The organism is Asticcacaulis sp. W401b, assembly GCF_046503825.1.
GTDB lineage: Bacteria > Pseudomonadota > Alphaproteobacteria > Caulobacterales > Caulobacteraceae > Asticcacaulis.
The window spans coordinates 175,096-193,364 of record NZ_JBKFEE010000005.1 but is presented as its reverse complement, the minus strand read 5'-3'; the positions used below and the strand labels follow the sequence as shown (position 1 = coordinate 193,364).

14 protein-coding genes are annotated in these 18,269 nt (G+C 62.6%); 7 read left to right on the top strand and 7 right to left on the bottom strand.

Going from position 1 to position 18,269, the window contains the following annotated elements:
* The first annotated feature begins 19 nt into the window (after nucleotides 1–19).
* The 3 genes from ACK8OE_RS12860 to ACK8OE_RS12850 are packed head-to-tail and all read left to right on the top strand — an operon-like array spanning nucleotide 20 to nucleotide 4,453.
* Complete coding sequence (locus ACK8OE_RS12860; RefSeq protein WP_410272839.1) at nucleotides 20–1,318, top strand: efflux RND transporter periplasmic adaptor subunit; 1,299 nt, start codon at nucleotides 20–22, stop codon at nucleotides 1,316–1,318.
* Nucleotides 1,315–1,995: an ABC transporter ATP-binding protein gene (locus tag ACK8OE_RS12855; RefSeq protein WP_410272838.1), complete on the top strand. Its 681-nt coding sequence runs from the start codon at nucleotides 1,315–1,317 to the stop codon at nucleotides 1,993–1,995. Before ACK8OE_RS12860 ends, ACK8OE_RS12855 begins: the two co-directional genes overlap by 4 nt.
* 7 nt (nucleotides 1,996–2,002) lie before the next feature.
* On the top strand, nucleotides 2,003–4,453 hold the full coding sequence (locus ACK8OE_RS12850) for an ABC transporter permease (protein ID WP_410272837.1): 2,451 nt from the start codon (nucleotides 2,003–2,005) through the stop codon (nucleotides 4,451–4,453).
* 42 nt (nucleotides 4,454–4,495) lie between these two features.
* On the opposite strand, the gene ACK8OE_RS12845 is transcribed toward ACK8OE_RS12850, so the two are convergent.
* Nucleotides 4,496–5,806, bottom strand: coding sequence for an MFS transporter (locus ACK8OE_RS12845; RefSeq protein WP_410272836.1), 1,311 nt, complete (start codon nucleotides 5,804–5,806; stop codon nucleotides 4,496–4,498).
* Between ACK8OE_RS12845 and ACK8OE_RS12840 the strand changes: the two genes are divergently transcribed.
* Nucleotides 5,805–6,092, top strand: coding sequence for a hypothetical protein (locus ACK8OE_RS12840; RefSeq protein WP_410272835.1), 288 nt, complete (start codon nucleotides 5,805–5,807; stop codon nucleotides 6,090–6,092). The two genes, ACK8OE_RS12845 and ACK8OE_RS12840, sit on opposite strands and share 2 nt — an antisense overlap.
* Before the next feature lie 46 nt (nucleotides 6,093–6,138).
* The gene (locus ACK8OE_RS12835; protein WP_410272834.1) at nucleotides 6,139–8,490 is read left to right on the top strand and encodes a glycosyl hydrolase family 95 catalytic domain-containing protein; all 2,352 of its coding nucleotides are present in this window, start codon (nucleotides 6,139–6,141) and stop codon (nucleotides 8,488–8,490) included.
* On the opposite strand, the gene ACK8OE_RS12830 is transcribed toward ACK8OE_RS12835, so the two are convergent.
* Both ACK8OE_RS12830 and ACK8OE_RS12825 read right to left on the bottom strand, forming a co-directional pair.
* A complete protein-coding gene (locus ACK8OE_RS12830; protein ID WP_410272833.1) occupies nucleotides 8,487–9,236 on the bottom strand; it encodes an IclR family transcriptional regulator in 750 nt (249 codons plus the stop codon). The two genes, ACK8OE_RS12835 and ACK8OE_RS12830, sit on opposite strands and share 4 nt — an antisense overlap.
* Before the next feature lie 372 nt (nucleotides 9,237–9,608).
* Entirely contained in the window at nucleotides 9,609–10,619 is a 1,011-nt protein-coding gene (locus ACK8OE_RS12825) for a zinc-binding alcohol dehydrogenase family protein (RefSeq protein WP_410272832.1), read from the bottom strand.
* Nucleotides 10,620–10,844: 225 nt separating this feature from the next.
* On the opposite strand from ACK8OE_RS12825, the gene ACK8OE_RS12820 reads away from it, so the two are divergent.
* Nucleotides 10,845–12,101 (top strand): DUF3422 domain-containing protein, encoded by a 1,257-nt coding sequence (locus tag ACK8OE_RS12820; RefSeq protein ID WP_410272831.1) that lies wholly within the window; start codon nucleotides 10,845–10,847, stop codon nucleotides 12,099–12,101.
* A gap of 7 nt (nucleotides 12,102–12,108) precedes the next feature.
* Here ACK8OE_RS12820 and ACK8OE_RS12815 read toward each other — a convergent pair whose 3' ends face one another.
* Both ACK8OE_RS12815 and ACK8OE_RS12810 read right to left on the bottom strand, forming a co-directional pair.
* Nucleotides 12,109–12,756: a 3-oxoacid CoA-transferase subunit B gene (locus tag ACK8OE_RS12815; protein ID WP_410272830.1), complete on the bottom strand. Its 648-nt coding sequence runs from the start codon at nucleotides 12,754–12,756 to the stop codon at nucleotides 12,109–12,111.
* A gap of 112 nt (nucleotides 12,757–12,868) precedes the next feature.
* Nucleotides 12,869–13,576 carry a CoA transferase subunit A gene (locus ACK8OE_RS12810; protein WP_409646517.1) on the bottom strand — a complete coding sequence of 236 codons (708 nt, stop codon included), beginning with the start codon at nucleotides 13,574–13,576 and terminating at the stop codon, nucleotides 12,869–12,871.
* Between the two features lie 179 nt (nucleotides 13,577–13,755).
* Here ACK8OE_RS12810 and ACK8OE_RS12805 point away from each other — a divergent pair, with 179 nt between their 5' ends.
* Entirely contained in the window at nucleotides 13,756–14,547 is a 792-nt protein-coding gene (locus ACK8OE_RS12805) for a 3-hydroxybutyrate dehydrogenase (protein ID WP_410272829.1), read from the top strand.
* A gap of 104 nt (nucleotides 14,548–14,651) precedes the next feature.
* On the opposite strand, the gene ACK8OE_RS12800 is transcribed toward ACK8OE_RS12805, so the two are convergent.
* Nucleotides 14,652–15,917 carry a spinster family MFS transporter gene (locus ACK8OE_RS12800; RefSeq protein ID WP_410272828.1) on the bottom strand — a complete coding sequence of 422 codons (1,266 nt, stop codon included), beginning with the start codon at nucleotides 15,915–15,917 and terminating at the stop codon, nucleotides 14,652–14,654.
* 79 nt (nucleotides 15,918–15,996) lie between these two features.
* A complete protein-coding gene (locus tag ACK8OE_RS12795) occupies nucleotides 15,997–18,261 on the bottom strand; it encodes a TonB-dependent receptor (RefSeq protein ID WP_410272827.1) in 2,265 nt (754 codons plus the stop codon).
* Nucleotides 18,262–18,269 lie beyond the last annotated feature (8 nt).

Here is an 18,269-nt window from a genome sequence, read left to right as displayed (position 1 = left end):
TCTGTGTTAGCGTTTTAACATGCCCGATAACGTCCTCTCATCCCCCACCAACATGGACCGCAAGCGCGTCAGGCCGTGGTATCGCCGCCGTCCGTTTCAGATCACCGCTGCCGCCGTCCTCATCGCCACGGCGGGCCTCGCCTTTTACCTGACCCTGCCCAGGTCGGGTACGGTAACGGTCGAGGCGCGCACCCTCGAAACCGGGGAGGTGGTGCGCGCCCCTTATCAGGACTATGTGCCGCTGCGCGCCGAAGCCGTGCCGCTCGATACGGTCTATATCACGGCGGCGACGGCCGGCCGCGTACAGGCCGTGGCGGTCAGCGACGGCGACCGCGTGACCAGGGGGCAGGCGCTGGTCTATCTGGTCAATCCGGCCCTGACGCTGGATGTGTCGGGGCGTGAGGCCGATATTTCGGCGCGGCTGGCCGACAATGCCAATCAGCTGATGGCGCTGAAAACCGCGCAGGAAAACCGCGAACAGGCGCTGGCCGATGCCGCCTACGCCCTCAGCCGCGCCGAACAGGAATATCAGAAACGTCAGACCCTGCTCGACAAGGGCTTCATCAATGCGGCGGCGGTCAAGCCCTATGCCGATGAGGTGGCCTATCAGCGTCAGCGCGTGGCAGTGCTGAAGACCGCCCAGACGCCCGACGCGCAATTCTATGCCGGTCAGCGTCGTCAGGTGCAGGACAATGCGCAGGACCTGCGTCGCAATCTGGGTGAGGTGCGTCGCGGCCTCGACGCCCTGACCATCGCGGCCCCCGCCGCGGGCCGCCTGACCGCCTTCAGCCTCAAGCCGGGGCAGGCGGTGAAGGAGGGCGACGCGGTGGCGCAGGTCGATTCCGAAGGCAGCTACAAACTGCGCGCCGAGGTCGATGAATTCTACCTGCAACGCCTGTCCGAAGGGCAGAAGGCCGAGGCCAGCCTGCACGGTCAGACGGTCAGTGTTGCCGTCTCCAAGGTCTTTCCGCAGGTGACCAATGGCCGCGTCGTCGCCGAATTGCAGTTCGTCACGCCGCCGCCCGCTGATCTCAAGCGCGGCGAAACCGTCGATATCCGCCTGAGACTGGGTCAGACGACGCCGGCCATTCTGGCCCCGTCGGGGAGCTGGCTGACGGAATCGGGCGGGGCGTGGGTGTTTGTGCTCAACGCCAAGGGCGATCAGGCCAGCCGCCGCGCCGTCACTGTGGGCCGCCGTAATCCTGAACAGGTCGAAATCCTCAGCGGCCTCAAACCCGGCGAGCGCATCGTCACGGCCGGGGTCTCCAACCTGCGCAATGCGCAATATCTCCACATCAAGTCGGACTCGAATTCATGATTGAGCTTCAAAACGTCTCCCGCCTGTACCGGTCCGATGAGATCGAAACCACGGCCCTGCACAATATCAACCTGACCATCCGTCAGGGTGAATTCGTCGCCATTATGGGGCCGTCGGGCTGCGGAAAATCGACCCTGCTCAACACGCTGGGCACCATCGACCGCCCGAGCTCCGGGGCCTATCTGTTCAACGGGGTCGATCTGGCCAAACTGAGTGAAGCGAAGCTGGCGCAGCACCGCGCCCGCCATCTCGGCTTCATCTTTCAGAGCTTCAATCTGGTCGATGACCTGACCATCTATGAGAATATCGAGCTGGGCCTGCTCTATCGTCAGGGGCAGAACGGGTCGCGCCGTCAGGCCATTGAAACGGCCATGGACCGTGTGGGCATCGCCCATCGGGCGCGCCACTTCCCGCATCAGTTGTCGGGCGGTCAGCAGCAGCGCGCCGCTATTGCGCGTGCCATTGTCGGCAATCCCGACCTGATCCTGGCCGACGAACCGACGGGCAATCTCGATACCGAAAACGGCGCGCAGGTCATGGATATCCTCAAAGGGCTGAATGCCTCCGGGGCGACCATCATCATGGTCACCCACTCGCCCAGCCACGCCGATCAGGCCAGCCGCCGCGTCGATATTCTCGACGGGCAACTGGTGGCCTCCGTCGCCCAGATGTTGTGAGCCTGATATGTTACGCTCCATTTTCATCGCCTTCTGGCGCTCCTTCACCCGACATCCGCTGTATGGCGGCCTTAACCTTCTGGGCCTCAGCCTCGGCATCGCCGTCTTTATCGCCCTCAGCCTGCTGGTGCGCTTTGAAACCGGCTATGAGAGCTGGAGCCCCGAACGCGCCAAAATCTATACCGTCGGCACCCGCTACTTCTTCCCCGGCATGACCGATGAGGTGCGTATCGGGGCCATGGGCGGCCTGACCGAGGAACTGAAGGCCAGCTATCCGCAGCTGGTCACCGTGCGCGACTGGTCCAACCCGGTCACGGTGCACAAGGGGTCGGAAGTCTATGCCGAGCAGATCGAGCTGGTCGATCCGGAGTTCCTGACCTTTTTCGGCGTGCCCATGCGCGGAGGCGACGCGGCCAGCGCGCTGAATGATCCGGGTAGCGTGGTCATCAGCGAGGAAAAGGCGCGCAAATATTTCGGCACGGCGGACGCGGTGGGCAAGACCCTGACGCTCAGTGACGCCGAGGGGCGCAAACCCTATCTGGTCAGCGCCGTTATGCGCGACCTGCCCAAAAATGCCGATCTGAAGCTGGGCCTGATGCGGCGCATCACGTCGCAGCGCACGGCGATGGAGCCCGACACCTGGCATCACTGGGGCTCGGTGCAGCTTATGGCCTTCCTCAAATTCAAGGATCCGGCTGAGGCGCGCGCCTTACAGGCCCAGATGGACGCCTTTACCGACCGTCAGGTGGGCGACAGCTTCGGCCCCGGCACAAAGGGCAGCAGCCTGATGAAGCTGGTGCTGGTGCCGCTGGCTGATATGCACCTGATCGACCCCAAACAGAAGGCGGCCATCGTCACGCTGGGTCTGGTCGGTGTGGTGGCGCTGGGGCTGGCCCTGATCAACTACGTCAATCTGGCCACGGCGCGGGCCGGCCTGCGGGCGCGTGAAGTGGCGGTGCGCAAGACACTGGGGGCGCGTCCTTCGGCTTTGCGTCTGCAATTTCTGGGGGAGGCCCTGCTGACCCTGCTGGTGGCCTTTATCGTTGGTCTGTCTCTGGTCGAACTGACCCTGCCGCTGATCAATGCCGCCGGGGGCCTGTCTCTGGCGCTCGATTACATGAAAGACGGAGTGTGGCTGGCCGGGCTTTTGGGGGTGGTGGTGCTGGCCGGTCTGGTCGCGGCGCTCTATCCGGCCTTTGCCCTGTCGGCCTTCAAACCGGCGCAGGTGCTGGCGTCGAGCCGCACGCCAGCGGGCGGGCGTCTGGGGATGCGTCTGCGCGAATGCCTCGTTATCCTGCAATTCGCAGCGGTGGTGATGGCCTTTACCCTGATGCTCGGCTTCATCAAGCAGATCGAGCATATCCAGTCGGCCGATCTTGGCTTTAAGCGCGACGGCCTGCTGCTGGTCAATTCGATCCGCGACGTCAATATCAATGCCGCACAGCGCGAAGGCTTTCAGGCCGCGGTGCGCGCCTTGTCGAACGTCACGGCGGTCACCCTTGCCAATGCCATTCCGGGCGATCAGAGTAATGTCAACAACTCCAATATCGTCCTGCCGGGACAGCGCGACAAGCTGACCGAATCGCCGACGGTCAACTGGTCCGTGGTCGGGCCGGGCTATTTCGAGCTGATCGGTATCAAGCTGCTGGCCGGGCGCTATTTTGATCCGCGTTTTGCCGAGGATCAGACCTGGGTGGGCAGTCATGCGGAGTCTGACCCCAAGCGGGTGACCAATATCATCGTCAGTCGTCTGGCGGTGCAGCGTCTGGGCTTCAAGACACCACAGGCCGCTGTAGGGCAGACGGCGCGCTTCGCCGATCATACGGTACGCATCGTCGGTGTGGTCGAAGACGCGCGCTTCTATCACCCGTCTGAGCCCATCCCGGCCAAGCTGTATATGTTCGATGCCCACGTCTCCTATGCGGCGGTCGGCTTTGTCCGCTATGCCGGGGTCAGCGAAAGCGTGATGCGCGAACGTCTGCGCAAGGTGTGGCGTCAGATCGCGCCGGACGTGCCGTTTGAAGTCACCTCCGCCTATGAGAACCTCGACAAGTATTACAAGCCGGAACGTGACCGCTCCAACCTGTTCGGGGTCGGGGCCGGGGTGGCGGCGCTGATCGGCTGTATCGGGCTTTATGGGATGGCGGCGTTCAATACCTCGCGCCGGGCGCGTGAGATTGGTCTGCGCAAGGTGCTGGGGGCGTCGCGCGGTCAGGTGGTGCGGCTCCTGACGCTGCAATTCCTGCGCCCGGTGCTGATCGCCAGCGTCATCGCCTGGCCTCTGGCGTGGCTGGCGCTGGGGCAGTGGCTGTCGCAGTTCGACGACGCCATCGGCATCAGCCCGCTGTTCTTCCTTATCGCCACAGCGGCGGCTCTGGCCATCGCGCTGGGGACGGTGGGGGGGCTGGCGCTCAGCAGCGCTTCGACCGAACCGGGCAAGGCGCTGAGGCATCAGTAAGAAGAAAAGCCCGCTCCTCATCGGAACGGGCCTTTCTGTTTTTTACGCCTTCAAAATCTTCTCTTCGGGGACTTTTTCGAGTTTGGGCGTCAGGGTGTGGATGACGAGAATGGCCACCAGATAGGCACAGCCCGCGACGATGAAGATCGGCTGGTACGATTTGAAGAACTCAAGGATATAGCCGTTAAAAGTGGTCATCAGCATACCGCCGATGGCCCCGGCCATGCCGCCGATGCCGATGACCGAGGCCACGGCCTGTTTGGGGAAGAGGTCCGACGGCAGGGTCATCAGATTGGCCGACCACGCCTGGTGCGAGGCGGCGGCGAGGCCGATAATGGCCACGGCGGCCCACAGATTATCAACGAACTGCGCCGCGAAGATGGGCGTAACCAGAAGTGCGCAGACCAGCATGGTGGATTTGCGCGCCGCATTGGGCGTGCGCCCGGCTTTGATTTGCTTTGACGACGCCCAGCCCCCGAAAACCGAGCCAAAATCGGCGAGAATGTAGATGGCAATCAGCGGCGGGCCGAAGGTTTTGAGATCAAGGCCGTGGCGCTTGTTCAGGAAGTCGGGCAGCCAGAACAGATAGAGCCACCAGATGGGGTCGGTGAGGAACTTGCCCAGCGCATAGGCCCAGGTCTGCCGAAAGGTCAGGAGCTTGAACCACGAGATTTTCGCCGTGGGGGCTGCGGTCTCAGTAGCGCTCGTGTCGTCGGACTGAATATGCGCCAGTTCGGCAGGCGACACCTTGGGGTGCTCCTGCGGGCGGCGGTACATGATCAGCCACGCCACCAGCCACAGGGCGGTGACAATGCCAATGGAGATGAAGGCCGCGCGCCAGCCGAAGGCCAGCGTAATGGCCGGGACGAGCAGGGGCGTGATGATCGGCCCCATGGCCGTGCCGGCGTTGAAGATGCCGACGGCCTGCGCGCGCTCCTTCTGCGGGAACCATTCCGATACGGCTTTCAGCGAGGCGGGGAAGGCCCCGGCCTCGCCGAAGCCCAGTACGGCGCGGGCCACAGCGAACTGCGTCACCGTGTGGATCAGGCCGTGCCCGATCGAGGCGATGGTCCAGATGGTAAAGGCCACGGCATAGCCGATGCGCACACCAACCGCGTCGATAACGCGCCCGAAGGTGAGAAAGCCCACCGCATAGAAGCACTGAAACCAGAACACGATGTTGGCATAGTCGGTTTCGCTCCACTGAAGCTCGCCCTGAAGGGTGGGCTTCAAAATGCCGATCATCTGGCGGTCGATATAGTTGATGCCGATGGCGATGAACAACAGCGCGCAGATCACCCAGCGATAGCGGGTGACCGGGCCCGTCGCGGCCGGTGAGGCGGAGGCGGTCATGCAGATGTTTCCTTTTTCTCTGTATGGGCAGGGCCCCTGTGCCGGGGCTTTCCTTGTTTTGGGTGCCTGTGACACCGGTGGCGCAACCTATGCCGAGCTTTGTCGCCCTGAAAAGGGGCAAAACGTCCGTTGGGGAAATAAAAACGATTGCGTGCCGTTTGGTTTGCCAGAATGGCGCGGCTTTAGCTGTGATCGGCTATCCGATAGCTACCGATCCAGCCAAGCCACGCTGCGAAATGACGGCCTGGGTTGGTTGTTCGCATTTGACGCTTCCGTTCGCCCGTAAAACGGCTATTGTTCCATAAAACATAATTCAGAGAGGGAACCCCAAAATGACGTTCAGCCGTCGTGAAACGCTCAAACTATCCGCTGGTCTTTCGCTGGCCGCGCTTGTGCCGCAGGTTGCCGCCGCGCAAACCCGCCCAACCGCAAGCAACGACCTTACCCTGTGGTATCGCGAGCCGGCTATCGAATGGACCGAGGCCCTGCCCTTGGGCAACGGACGCCTGGGGGCGATGGTGTTTGGCGGCGTGGCGCGCGAGCGGCTGCAACTGAACGAGGATACCCTGTACGCCGGGGCGCCGTATCAGCCGGCCAATCCCGATGGCCCGCCAGCCTTGCCGCAGATCCGCAAGCTGATCTTTGAGGGCAAATATGTTGAGGCACAAAGGCTTATTGACGCCCATTTCATGGGCAATCCGGTGCGGCAGGTGTCGTATCAGACGATCGGTGAGCTGACCCTGACCTTCGGGCCATCGTCCAATGCCAGTGGATATCGCCGGGAACTGGACCTGACCAAGGCGCTTTCGACCGTGACCTATCGTCAGGACGGCGTGACCTATAAGCGCGAAACCTTCATAAGCCCGGTCGATCAGGTGCTGGTGATGCGCCTGAGTGCCGATAAGCCGGGTAAGATCAGCTTCCAGCTCGGCTTTGAAACGCCGCAGATGGCGACCGTGGCCATCGAAAGCCCACAGGAGATCGTGCTGTCGGGTCGCAATGGCGGCCATAATGGCAAGGACGGGGCGCTACGCTTTGAAAGCCGCGTGCGCGTGGTGGCGAGCGGGGGTCAGCAAAGCACCGGCACCGATGAGCTTGTCGTCAGCGGGGCCGACAGCGTGCTGGTCTTGATGGCGGCGGCGACGAACTACAAATCGTTCCGCGATGTGTCGGGCGACCCGACCATCATCACGAAAGACCAGATCGCCGGGGCCGCGACGCGTTCGTTCGATGACCTCTATGCGGCGCATCTGAAGGCGCACAGTGAGCTGTTTGATCGCGTCCACGTCGATTTCGGGCGCACCGAGGCCGCCGATCAGCCGACGGCGCAACGCATTGCCCGCTCGCCATCGCAAAACGATCCGGCGCTGGCGGCGCTCTATTATCAGTATGGCCGCTATCTGCTGATATCGTGTTCGCGGCCGGGCACGCAGCCCGCCAATCTGCAAGGCCTGTGGAACGAGAAGCTGAACGCCCCGTGGGGTGGCAAATACACTATCAATATCAATACCGAGATGAACTACTGGCCGGCTGAGCCGACGGCCCTGCCGGAACTGACCGAGCCGCTGGTGCGGCTGGTGAAGGAGATTTCGGTCACCGGCGCTGAAACCGCGAAGATCATGTACGGGGCGCGCGGCTGGGTGGCGCACCACAATACCGACCTGTGGCGGGCCACGGCACCCATTGACGCCGCCTTTTACGGCACCTGGCCGACGGGTGGGGCGTGGCTGTGCCTGCACCTGTGGGATCGCTACGACTATGGCCGTGATCCGGCCTATCTGAAAGACATCTATCCGCTGCTCAAAGGCGCGGCGCAGTTCTTCCTCGATACGCTGGTGAAGGACCCGGCGTCCGGTTACATGGTCACGGCGCCCTCTATCTCGCCGGAAAACGAGCACAGGTTCGGCACCTCGATCTGCGCCGGGCCGACCATGGACATGCAAATCCTGCGCGACCTGTTCGCCAATACGGCGCGGGCGGCGGACATCCTCAAAACCGACGCCTCCTTACGCGCTGAGCTTCTGGCCATGCGCGACAGGCTGGTGCCCAACCAGATCGGTAAGGCCGGTCAGCTTCAGGAATGGAAGGACGACTGGGATATGGAGGCACCGGACCTGCACCATCGCCACGTCTCGCACCTTTATGGCCTGTTCCCGTCGCATCAGATCACCACGCGCAAGACGCCGGCACTGGCGGCGGCGGCCAAAAAATCGCTGGAGCTGCGTGGGGACATGTCCACCGGCTGGGCCATCGGCTGGCGCATCAATCTGTGGGCGCGGCTGGGCGAGGGGGAGCGCACGCACAGCATTCTCAAACTGCTGCTGGGGCCGGAGCGCACCTATCCCAATATGTTCGACGCCCACCCGCCGTTCCAGATCGACGGCAATTTCGGCGGCACATCGGGCATGACCGAGATGCTGATGCAGTCCTATGACGATCAGATCATCCTGCTGCCGGCCCTGCCGACCGCCTGGCCGAAGGGGCACGTCACGGGCCTGAAGGCGCGCGGCGGTTTTACGGTGGACCTCCACTGGGCCGACATGACGCTGGAGCGGGTGACGATCCGCAGCGCCTTTGGCGAAAAGGCGACGCTGGTGCTGGGGGAGCATAGCCTGCCCGTTACCCTTAAGAAAGGCCAGTCGGCGACCTTTAGCCTGCGGGCCGAGGGCCTTGTGAAGCTTTAATACAGCTCGCTGGAAATGGCCTGCGCCGTCTGGCGCAGGCGCTCCAGCACCTGCGGCTTGTCCATATGGCAGACCACGTGCGTCATGAAGGGCACGATCAGGGCGGCGACGGCGTGGTTTGAGCGGGCGGCGAAGATCGGCACGGCCAGATCGACAATGCCCAGCGTATAGGCACTGTCGCGTACCAGATAGCCCTGACGCTTCGCTTCACGCGCTTCGTCAAGGAAGGCGCGCAGGACAGGGCGGTCAATGCGGCCACGCATGGTGTGATACCAGTTGAGCTGATCGCGCAGGGGCAGGAAGCCGAAGATCATGCGCCCGGACGTGGCCGTGGCCGCCGGGGCGCGGAAGCCGACCTTAACCCCGAAGGCGGTCATACTCTCGCTTTCGGCGCGGGCGATGGCGACGATGTGCTCACGCGACAGGACGGTCATGTGGCACGATTGTTCGCTGTCGCGGGCCAGAGCGCGCATATGCGGCAGGGCCGTTTCGATCAGGCTCTGGCGCGGCGGGTACAGCATACCGAAGTCAAACAGGCGGCTGGTCATGGTGTAGCGACCGGCTATATCGCGCCGCAGATACCCCTTGCCCTCCAGAGTCAGGATCATGCGGTAGATTTCGGCCTTGGAACGGCCGACTCCGGCGCAGATCTCACCGATGCTCAGCGGGCCCGACCGCCCGGCGAGAAACTCAAGAATCTCAATACCCTTTTCAAGGGCAGGCGCGCTGTAGGTCGGTTCGGACATCACGATTCCATTGGCTTACTGATAATGTGATAGCCGTTTCGCGCTGCGGCGTCAAAAAGGCCTCGCGGACCTTTGGTCGCAGGCAAAAAAAAGCCGCGCATTGCGGCGCGGCCAGTTTACAGGGAGGAAACGCCCAGGAAGGGCAATCGATGCAAGGCATCGAACACCTGCATCATATATGCTGCGATGCGGCAATTGCAAGGCAGGACTGTGTCAAGTTCAGTTACAAATCACAAAAAGTCTGTGAGGTTCGATCATTATGTTTAGTAAAACATAATGATCGAAATTTTTGTTTGGCCCTCGCCGGGCGGCGGCTCCGCCACCTTGGCCGCCGCCTCAATGGCGGCTTGAGCGGCATGAAATCATGCCGCTCTACACCTCCACCAAGGCCTTGATCACCCCGGCTTCGGGCGCGGTCCAGCCGGGCAGGACGTCAGGCAGGTCATTCAGTGCCGCGCGGTGCGTATTGAGCGCGGCCGTAGGGATCAGCCCGGCGCGGATGGCGCTCAGCACCTCTTCAAAGTCTTCCACCGTGGCGTTGCGGCTGCCCAGCAGGGTGGTCTCGCGCTTGTGGAATTCCGGATCATTGAAGGTGATGTCGGCGGAGACCACCGAAATCAGCACATAGGTGCCGCCGTGGCCAACATAGCCGAAACCGGCCTCGATGGCCTTGGGTGAGCCGGTGGCGTCGAACACCGCGTCATAGAAGTCGCCTTCGGTCAGGGCTGACAAGTCGTCGCGTGTAGTGGGCGACAGCACCACCCCGTGGTCCATGCCGAGCGTCTTCAGGCAGACCTCGACGCGCGTGTTTTGTCCGTCGAGCACGGTCACCTCTGCGCCTTTCAGCTTGGCGAAGAGGGCCGTGGCCATGCCGATGGGACCAACGCCGGTGACCAGCACGCGCTGCCCGGGCTGCACCTGCGCGCGGCGCACGCTGTGGCAGCCGATGGCGAGAAATTCCAGCATGGCCGCTTCGTCGAGCCCGATGCCCGTGGCCGGGAAGACGAAGGCTTCGGGGACGCTGATATATTCGGTCATGCCGCCGTCACGGTGTACGCCCAGCACCTGAATCTTCATGCAGCAGTTGGTGCGGCCCTTGCGGCAGGCGGCGCAGGTGCCGCACGACAGATAGGGCATGATATAGACCACATCGCCCGTGCTCAGCGCCGAACCTTCCGGGGCCTCGGCCACTTCGCCGGACAGTTCGTGGCCCATGACGCGCGGATAGCTGAGATAGGGTTGCGTACCACGGAAGATGTGCATGTCCGTGCCGCAGATGCCGACGCGGCGCACACGGACCAGCACCTCACCCGCCTGTCGCACCGGTTTGTCGCGCTGAATGCGTACCAGCTTGCCGGGGCTTTCGCAGATGACCGTATCCATGGGGAACCTCGTCGTAATTATCGTCTGTAGCTACAGCGCGTCAGAGGGGGTGTCAAATATGAAATAAAGATTTAATTGTAAACAATTGGCGGCGGCTTTTATAATCTGTTGCCGAAAGTGTCCGGCCTTATGTCTGACAAATGAGCGGTTTTTGTTGCTTCCTTCTCCGGGTTCCCACAAGGTGAGACGTCTTCTTCGCTCTGGTTATTCGCTTAGGCCCCCGCCATGTCTCCGATTGCCGATCACCCCCTGCGTCAGACCCTCAGCGATCTGATGCACGAACGCGCATTGCCCGTCCTTACCGCGCCCGTGGCGGTGCGCAGTTGGGTATTGCTGGTCGAGGATACGGAGCGGGCCGCAGAGGCCGCGTGGGTCGAAGGGCTGAGCGAGGCCTCCCCCGAAGACGGGCGTCTGGCGAATATCGAGGCTGAAAGCGGTCGAATCTGGGAGCGCCACGGAGAGTTTTCGACCTGGCTCGGCTATACGTCAGAAGGAGCAGTGCAGACCGCGGCCTCTGAGCGGCTGGGCTTTGGCGTGATCCGTGGCGAGGACTTTGCGTGGCTCAAAGGCGCACCGGGGCGCGTGTTCCGCAGTGTCGAAATCTCGGTGATGACCGAGGCCCCTGACCCGGCGCGACTGAGCGCCTGTCTGGCTCTTGCCACCTGCGTCAGTTGCGAAGTGTTTGACGGCCGCGCGCGTTTGTGGACCGATTTTCGCAGCCACGACACCGGGGCCGGACGCATCTTCATCCACGATCGTGGTTTACAGAATGACGAGCTGTCGCGCCTGTTGCAGACCCTGATCGAGATTGGCCACTACCGCAAGCTGGCCCTGCTGGGCTTCGGTGAGGCGCGTGCTGTCCTCGGCTGGCTGAAAGGGGCCGAACGGACGTTGGTGGACATTACGCGGCAGCTCAATGAGGGGCGCACCTCGCAGGAGGTGATCTATGAGCGCCTGACGGCTTTGTCGTCGGATATCGAACAGCGCGTCAATGAGGTGGGGTTCCGGCTGGGGGCAACCGAGGCCTATGCGCGGCTTGTCGAGGATCGCCTGACCTCCTTGCGCGAACGCCGCGTCGATGGGTTTTCGACCATGCGCGAATTTATCGAGCGGCGGCTTCAGCCCGCCATGCGGACCTGTGAGGCCGCGTCGGCGCGGCTGATGGACATTTCGGGCCGTATCGGACGCATCGGGGACCTGCTACGCGCGCGGGTGTCGATCTCACTTGAGACACAAAACCAGTTGCTTCTGCAAAACATGAATGCGCGCGCCGAGCTTCAGGTCAAGCTGTCCGAACTGGTCGAAGGGCTGTCGGTCTTTGCCCTGTCCTACTACATCATAAATCTGATCAAATACGTGCTGGAGCCGCTGGTCGGGCACTCTCCGGCGGCGACGGCGGGCTACAGCGTCGGGGTGATCGTCGTCCTGCTGGCGGCGTGGCTGTTTATCCGCCGCCGTAAGCGGCGCCTGAAAGCGGAATAAACAGCTTTTAAGCCCGCAGCGCGACCTCATAGGTGGCCTGTGTCTGGGCGGCGATGTCGTCGAGTGTGACATCGGGGGCCAGTTCGACCAGCACGAGGCCTGAGCCGTCGGGCTTCACCTCAAAAACGCCCAGCGTCGAGATAATCAGATCGACCACACCCGCCCCGGTTAGCGGCAGGTCGCAGCGTTTCAGCACCTTGGATTCGCCGTGCTTGTTGGCGTGTTCCATAACCACCACGACCTTCTGCACCCCGGCGACGAGGTCCATCGCCCCACCCATGCCCTTGACCAGCTTGCCCGGTATCATCCAGTTAGCGATGTCGCCGTTTTCGCCGACCTCCATCGCCCCCAATATGGTCAGGTCGATATGGCCGCCGCGGATCATGGCGAACGAGTCCGACGACGAGAAATAGCTCGTTTCGGGCAGTTCGGTGATGGTCTGCTTGCCCGCATTGATCAGGTCGGGATCGACCTCGTCCTCATAGGGGAAGGGGCCCATGCCCAGCATACCGTTTTCCGACTGAAAGGTGACGGTCATGCCCTGCGGGATGTGGTTGGCCACCAGTGTCGGGATGCCGATCCCCAGATTGACGTAGAAACCGTCCTGAAGTTCCTTGGCGGCGCGCTCAGCGAGTTGGTCACGGGTCCAGGGCATGATTAAAACTCCAAAACAAGGTGCGCCGGGCAGGCCTCGCGCATTTTTTGTTGCGCTACCGCTTCGCTGCTTGAGCGCTGATCGGCCAGTTGGTCACGTGTCCAGGGCATGATCAGGCGCCTTCTCTCTGACGCACGGTGCGCTGTTCGATGCGTTTTTCGAACGTGCCTTTGATCAGGCGATCGACATAGATGCCGGGCGTGTGGATGGTGTCGGGATCGAGCGACCCCACCGGCACGATTTCCTCGACCTCGGCCACGCAGACCTTGCCGGCGGTGGCCATCATCGGGTTGAAATTGCGCGCCGTCTTGCGGAAGATCAGATTGCCGCGTTCATCGGCCTTCCACGCCTTGACGATGGAGAGGTCGGCGACCAGACCCGTCTCCAGCACATAGGTCTTGCCGTTGAAGTCTTTCAGCTCCTTGCCCTCAGCGACCAGCGTGCCGACGCCGGTGGCGGTGTAGAAGCCCGGAATCCCGGCCCCGCCGGCACGAATGCGTTCGGCCAGGGTGCCCTGCGGATTGAACTCCAGCTCCAACTCGCCCGCCAGATACTGCCGCTCGAACTCCTTGTTTTCGCCGACATAGGACGAGATCATCTTTTTGATCTGACGGGTGTTGAGCAGCATCCCCAGCCCGAAGCCATCGACCCCGGCATTGTTGGAAATGGCGGTGATCCCGGTCACGCCTGAGTCGCGCAGCGCGGCGATCAGGTTTTCGGGGATGCCGCACAGGCCAAAGCCTCCGGCCATCACCGTCATCCCGTCAAATGTCAGCCCCTCCAGCGCACTCTTCGCGTCCGCATATATCTTCGACGGCATCGGTCTCTCCCGTGTATTTTTGCGCATTCCTACGCACTCCAGCGCCGTTTGTCATCCCCTTGCGAGCAAAAAATTCAGCATTTGTTGAATTTTTCATTGACCCCCTGTGACGGCCCGCCGATAGTCAAGCCCGAAGCCCCGCCACCGTGCACAGAAGGGCCAAAACAGGGACACACACCATGACCGACGCTTCTCTTCGCGGGCGGACCGCGCTGATTACCGGCTCTGTTCAGGGCATAGGGCTGGCCATAGCCGAAGCCTTTGCCAAGGCGGGGGCCAATATCGCCCTGCACGGGCTGGCGACGCCGCAACAGGTTGATGCCGCCACCGATCATATCCGCCGTCTGGGGGCACAGGTGCGCTTTTTCGACGGCGATCTGCGCGACCGGGCGGCCATTGATGGCCTGATGGCGGCCGCGTGGAACTGGGGTGGCGGCATCGACATACTGATCAACAATGCCGGGGTGCAGAAGACCCTGCCCTTTGCCCAGATAGATGATGCCACCTGGGATACGGTGTTGTCGGTCAATCTGACGGCGGCCATGGCCACCCTGCGCTATGCCCTGCCGCGCATGGCGGCGCGCGGCTTCGGGCGCGTCATCAATATCGCCTCGGTGCACGGCCTCGTCGCCTCGGTCGAGAAGGGGCCGTATGTGGCCTCGAAATTCGGGCTGGTCGGCCTGTCGAAGGTGGCGGCGCTCGAATATGCGCGCACCGGCGTAACCATCAACTGCCTGTGCCCCGGCTGGACCGAGACGGCCCTGATCGAGCCGCAGATACAGGCGCGCGCTGCGGCCGCCGGGGGCGATCGTCAGGCGGGGATCGCCGCGCTTCTGGCCGAAAAACAGCCGTCGCAGCGCATGAGCGCCCCCGACGAAATCGCGGCGCTGGCCCTGTGGCTGTCTTCACCTCTGGCCCACAATGTGACCGGGACGGCCATCCCCATCGACGGGGGATGGACCGCGCAGTAGGTATTAGAGTGGAATGATTTCTAAAATCATTCCACTCAAGCCGCCATTGAGGCGGCGGCCAAGGTGGCGGAGCCCGCACCCGGCGAGGCGCTAAATATAATGATCTAATCCACCCAGTCGCGGCGGATGCGCAGCGAGGCGAAGAACAGCAGGATCGCCGCCAGCACATAGAAGCTCAGGCCCGCCAGAAAGGCGTACTTGATCGAGGCGTCGCCATAGAGGGGCTTCAGATAATCCGACGCCGCGCCGAAGAACCACGTCCCCACCGCAATGCCGATCAGATTATTGATCAGCAGGAACAGCGACGAGATCATGGTGCGCGAATGGCCCGGACCCAGATGCTGAACCGCCGTCAGCACCGGCCCCAGCCACATCAGGCCCAGCGCCTGCGGCAGCAGGAACAGGGCAAAGGCTGTCTCCGGCGTGGTGGCCAGCACGCCCAGCGCGTAGAGCGGCACGGAGATGATAAAAGCGACGCACGGGATCAGCGGATAGGCGCGCTTGGACTTCTGCCCCAGCTTGTCGCCCAGCACGCCGCCCAGCGCCATACCCGCGACGCCGCCGACGAACAGAAGTGCGGCCAGAAACCACGAGCGCGACACGAGGTCGAGGTGCAGCGAGCGCGACAGGAAGGTCGGCAGCCAGTACATGAAACCATAGGAGACCATGGACGAACAGGCGGCTCCGAAGGACAGGAGCCAGAAGGTCGGCTTGGCAAAGGCCAGCTTGCACGCGGCGATAAAGCCCAGCGGCTTGCCCGCAGCGGCGTCATAGCGTCCACGCGGCGGGTCCTTGACCATCAGACGGAACAGCGGCGCGATCAGAATGCCCGCACAGCCGATGGCGATAAAGGCAAAGCGCCAGTCCACCTTCGCGGCCAGAAGCCCGCCAAACAGCACACCGGCGGCGGAGCCCACCGGAATACCAAACGAATAGATGGCCAGCGCCTTGGCCCGCTGTTTGGGCGGGAAATAGTCGGCAATCAGGCTGTAGGCCGGGGCGACGCCACCCGCTTCGCCGACGCCGACGCCCATGCGGGCAATAAACAGATGGGTGAAGTTGTGCGCCAGACCGCACAGGGCGGTAAAGCCGGACCAGATGGTCAGAGCCGTGGTCATGATCCACACGCGCGAGGTGCGGTCGGCCAGCCACGCCACCGGAATGGCCAGGGTGGTGTAGAGCAGCGCAAAGGCCAGCCCGCCCATCAGCCCCAGTTGCGTATCGCTGAGGCCCAGTTCCTGCGCGATGGGGTCTTTCAGGATCGAGATGATCTGCCGGTCGAGGAAGTTGAACGTATAGACGACGATCAGGGCAAACAGGGCCAGATAACGCCCCTTGATCGGGGCCGCGTCGGGGGTGGGGCTGGTCATTGGAAACCTTGGAAAAAAGAACCTCTCCCCCGCAGGGTGTCACGGGAGAGAGGTCAGGATACAGACCTTAATTTATTGTCTAGTAACGATATTCCAGAGTGAGGGTCACGGTGCGCGGCGCGCCGTAGAAGGCCGACACCGAGTTGCCGAACAGCGGCGAGACGCTGCTGGGGAAGTTATAGCCGCCCGTGCGGTAGCGCTCATCGCCGAGGTTACGGCCATAGAGGCCGACCTTGTATTTGGCGCCCGGCGCGGTCCAGGTGACGCCCATATCATAGAGCCAGTAGGCCTTCTGATCGAGGGCGGCATTGGCCGCTTCGAACATCTGCATGTCGGAGCGGTAGCTGGCCTGCGGCGACACCACCAGCGAGCCGCCAAAGGCGTCTGTCTTGTAGGTCAGGCCAAAATTATTGGTCCATTCCGGCGTCATCTGGAAGTTATAGACACCAGCCAGATTGACGTAAGATGCGGTAAGCACGTTGTAGCTGATGAATTCGTCGAAATCCGCGCCCGTATAGCCAAGCGCGAAATTGCCGGTCAGCTTGTCCGTAAAGCGCAGCGTCCCTTCGAATTCAGCGCCGCGAATCGAGGCCTTACCGGCGTTTTCGACCTGAGAGGCCACCGTCGCGCCCACCGGGGTCTGACGGGTGATCTGCATGTCGTCGTACTTCGAGTCGAAGACGGCCAGAGTAAAGTTCATCCGGCCGTCAAAGGTGGTACCTTTCAGGCCAATTTCCTTGCTGAGCACGGTTTCCGGATTGTAACCATTGACGGTCGAGGGCGTCAGGATGACGTCGCCGCGCATGTCAAAGCCGCCGGACTTGAAGCCTTCGGAGACCGCCGCATAGCCGGTCAGGGCCGGAGTAAAGGCGTAGGACAGCGAAACGCGCGGCGTGAACTTGTCGAACGATTTGTCGTTGGAGTAGTTCGAGCGCAGCAGGGTGACGGCCCCTGTGCCGCCGAAGACGGGCGAGGGGGCTCCGGCATAGTTGGCACGATAGACGGTGCCGCGCTTGTTATCCTTGGTGTAACGGCCGCCGAACGACAGCGACCACTTGTCCGTCAGCTTGTAGTTAAAGTCGGCAAAGGCGGCGATGGAGTTGGTGCGCACCTTGCCCTGGGTCAGGGTGGTGGCCGCATTTCCGAGGATGGTGGTGTCGAACGCGCCCGATGCCGTGCTGTTGAGATAGAAGAGACCGGCCACCCACGACCAGCGTTCGCCGCCATAGGTGAACTGAAGTTCCTGCGTCGCCTGCGTGTCTTCGTACTTGGCCGGCACGTCCATAAAGCCGCCCGGCGTGTTGTCGAAGTCGATCTTCGTCGCCGTCTCACCCGAACGCACGGCCGAGATCGACTTGAAGGTCAGCGTGTCCGAGATCTTGTATTCCGCCGTCAGCGACACGCCGTCGGTTTCGACCTTGTTCTTGTCGCCCAGACCCGCATAGGTGTCATAGGGATCGGCCGGGGGCGTGTTCCACACGGCCTGCGTGCCGGTATAGAGCGGGCCGCCCACCGAATTGAGGGCCGGGGTTTCGCGGTGACCATGTCGGGCGTTGGAATCGTCCTGTGTGCGGTCATAGGCGAGGCGCAGCGAAAGCTTGTCCGTCGGGTTATATTCAGCGCTCAGGCGGACGGCGGTGACGTCCTTGTTGTAGTGCTCGGCACCGGTGAACAGGTTCTTGCCGAAACCGTCGCGGTTATATTTGGCAATCGCCGCGCCGACCGCGAACTGATCCGTCAGGGGGATCGAGCCGGTCAGAACCAGATCGCGTTGATTATAGCTGCCCAGCGAACCGCGCGCCATAAAGGTGGGCGAGGTCATGTCCAGCGGCTTGGTGACGTATTTGATGGCGCCGCCAATGGTGTTGCGGCCATAGAGGGTGCCTTGCGGACCGCGCAGCACTTCGACGCGCTGCACGTCATAGATGTCGAGCACGGCGCCTTGCGGACGCGCCACATAGACGTCATCGACATAGAGGCCGACGCCCGGTTCAAAGCCCCACAGCGGGTCCTGCTGACCCACGCCGCGAATGAAGGCGATCAGCGTCGAGTTGGAGCCGCGCGCCACCTGAAGCGTCATGTTGGGGGCTTGCTGCTGAAGCGCGGTGATGTCCTGCGCGCCGGTCTGGTCCAGCTTGGCCGAAGAGAAGGTGGAGACGGCGATCGGCACGTCTTTCAGGGTTTCGGCGCGGCGGCGGGCGGTGACGACGACGTCGGTCACCTCATCGGCGGAGGCGGCGGGCTGGGGTGCGGTTTGGGCAAAGGCCTGCGGCGCGGCGAGGGCGAGAAGGGTGCCGAGGCTGGCGACGGAAGCCATCAGCAAGGGTTTGAAGGTCTGTTTCATGGGGTTTC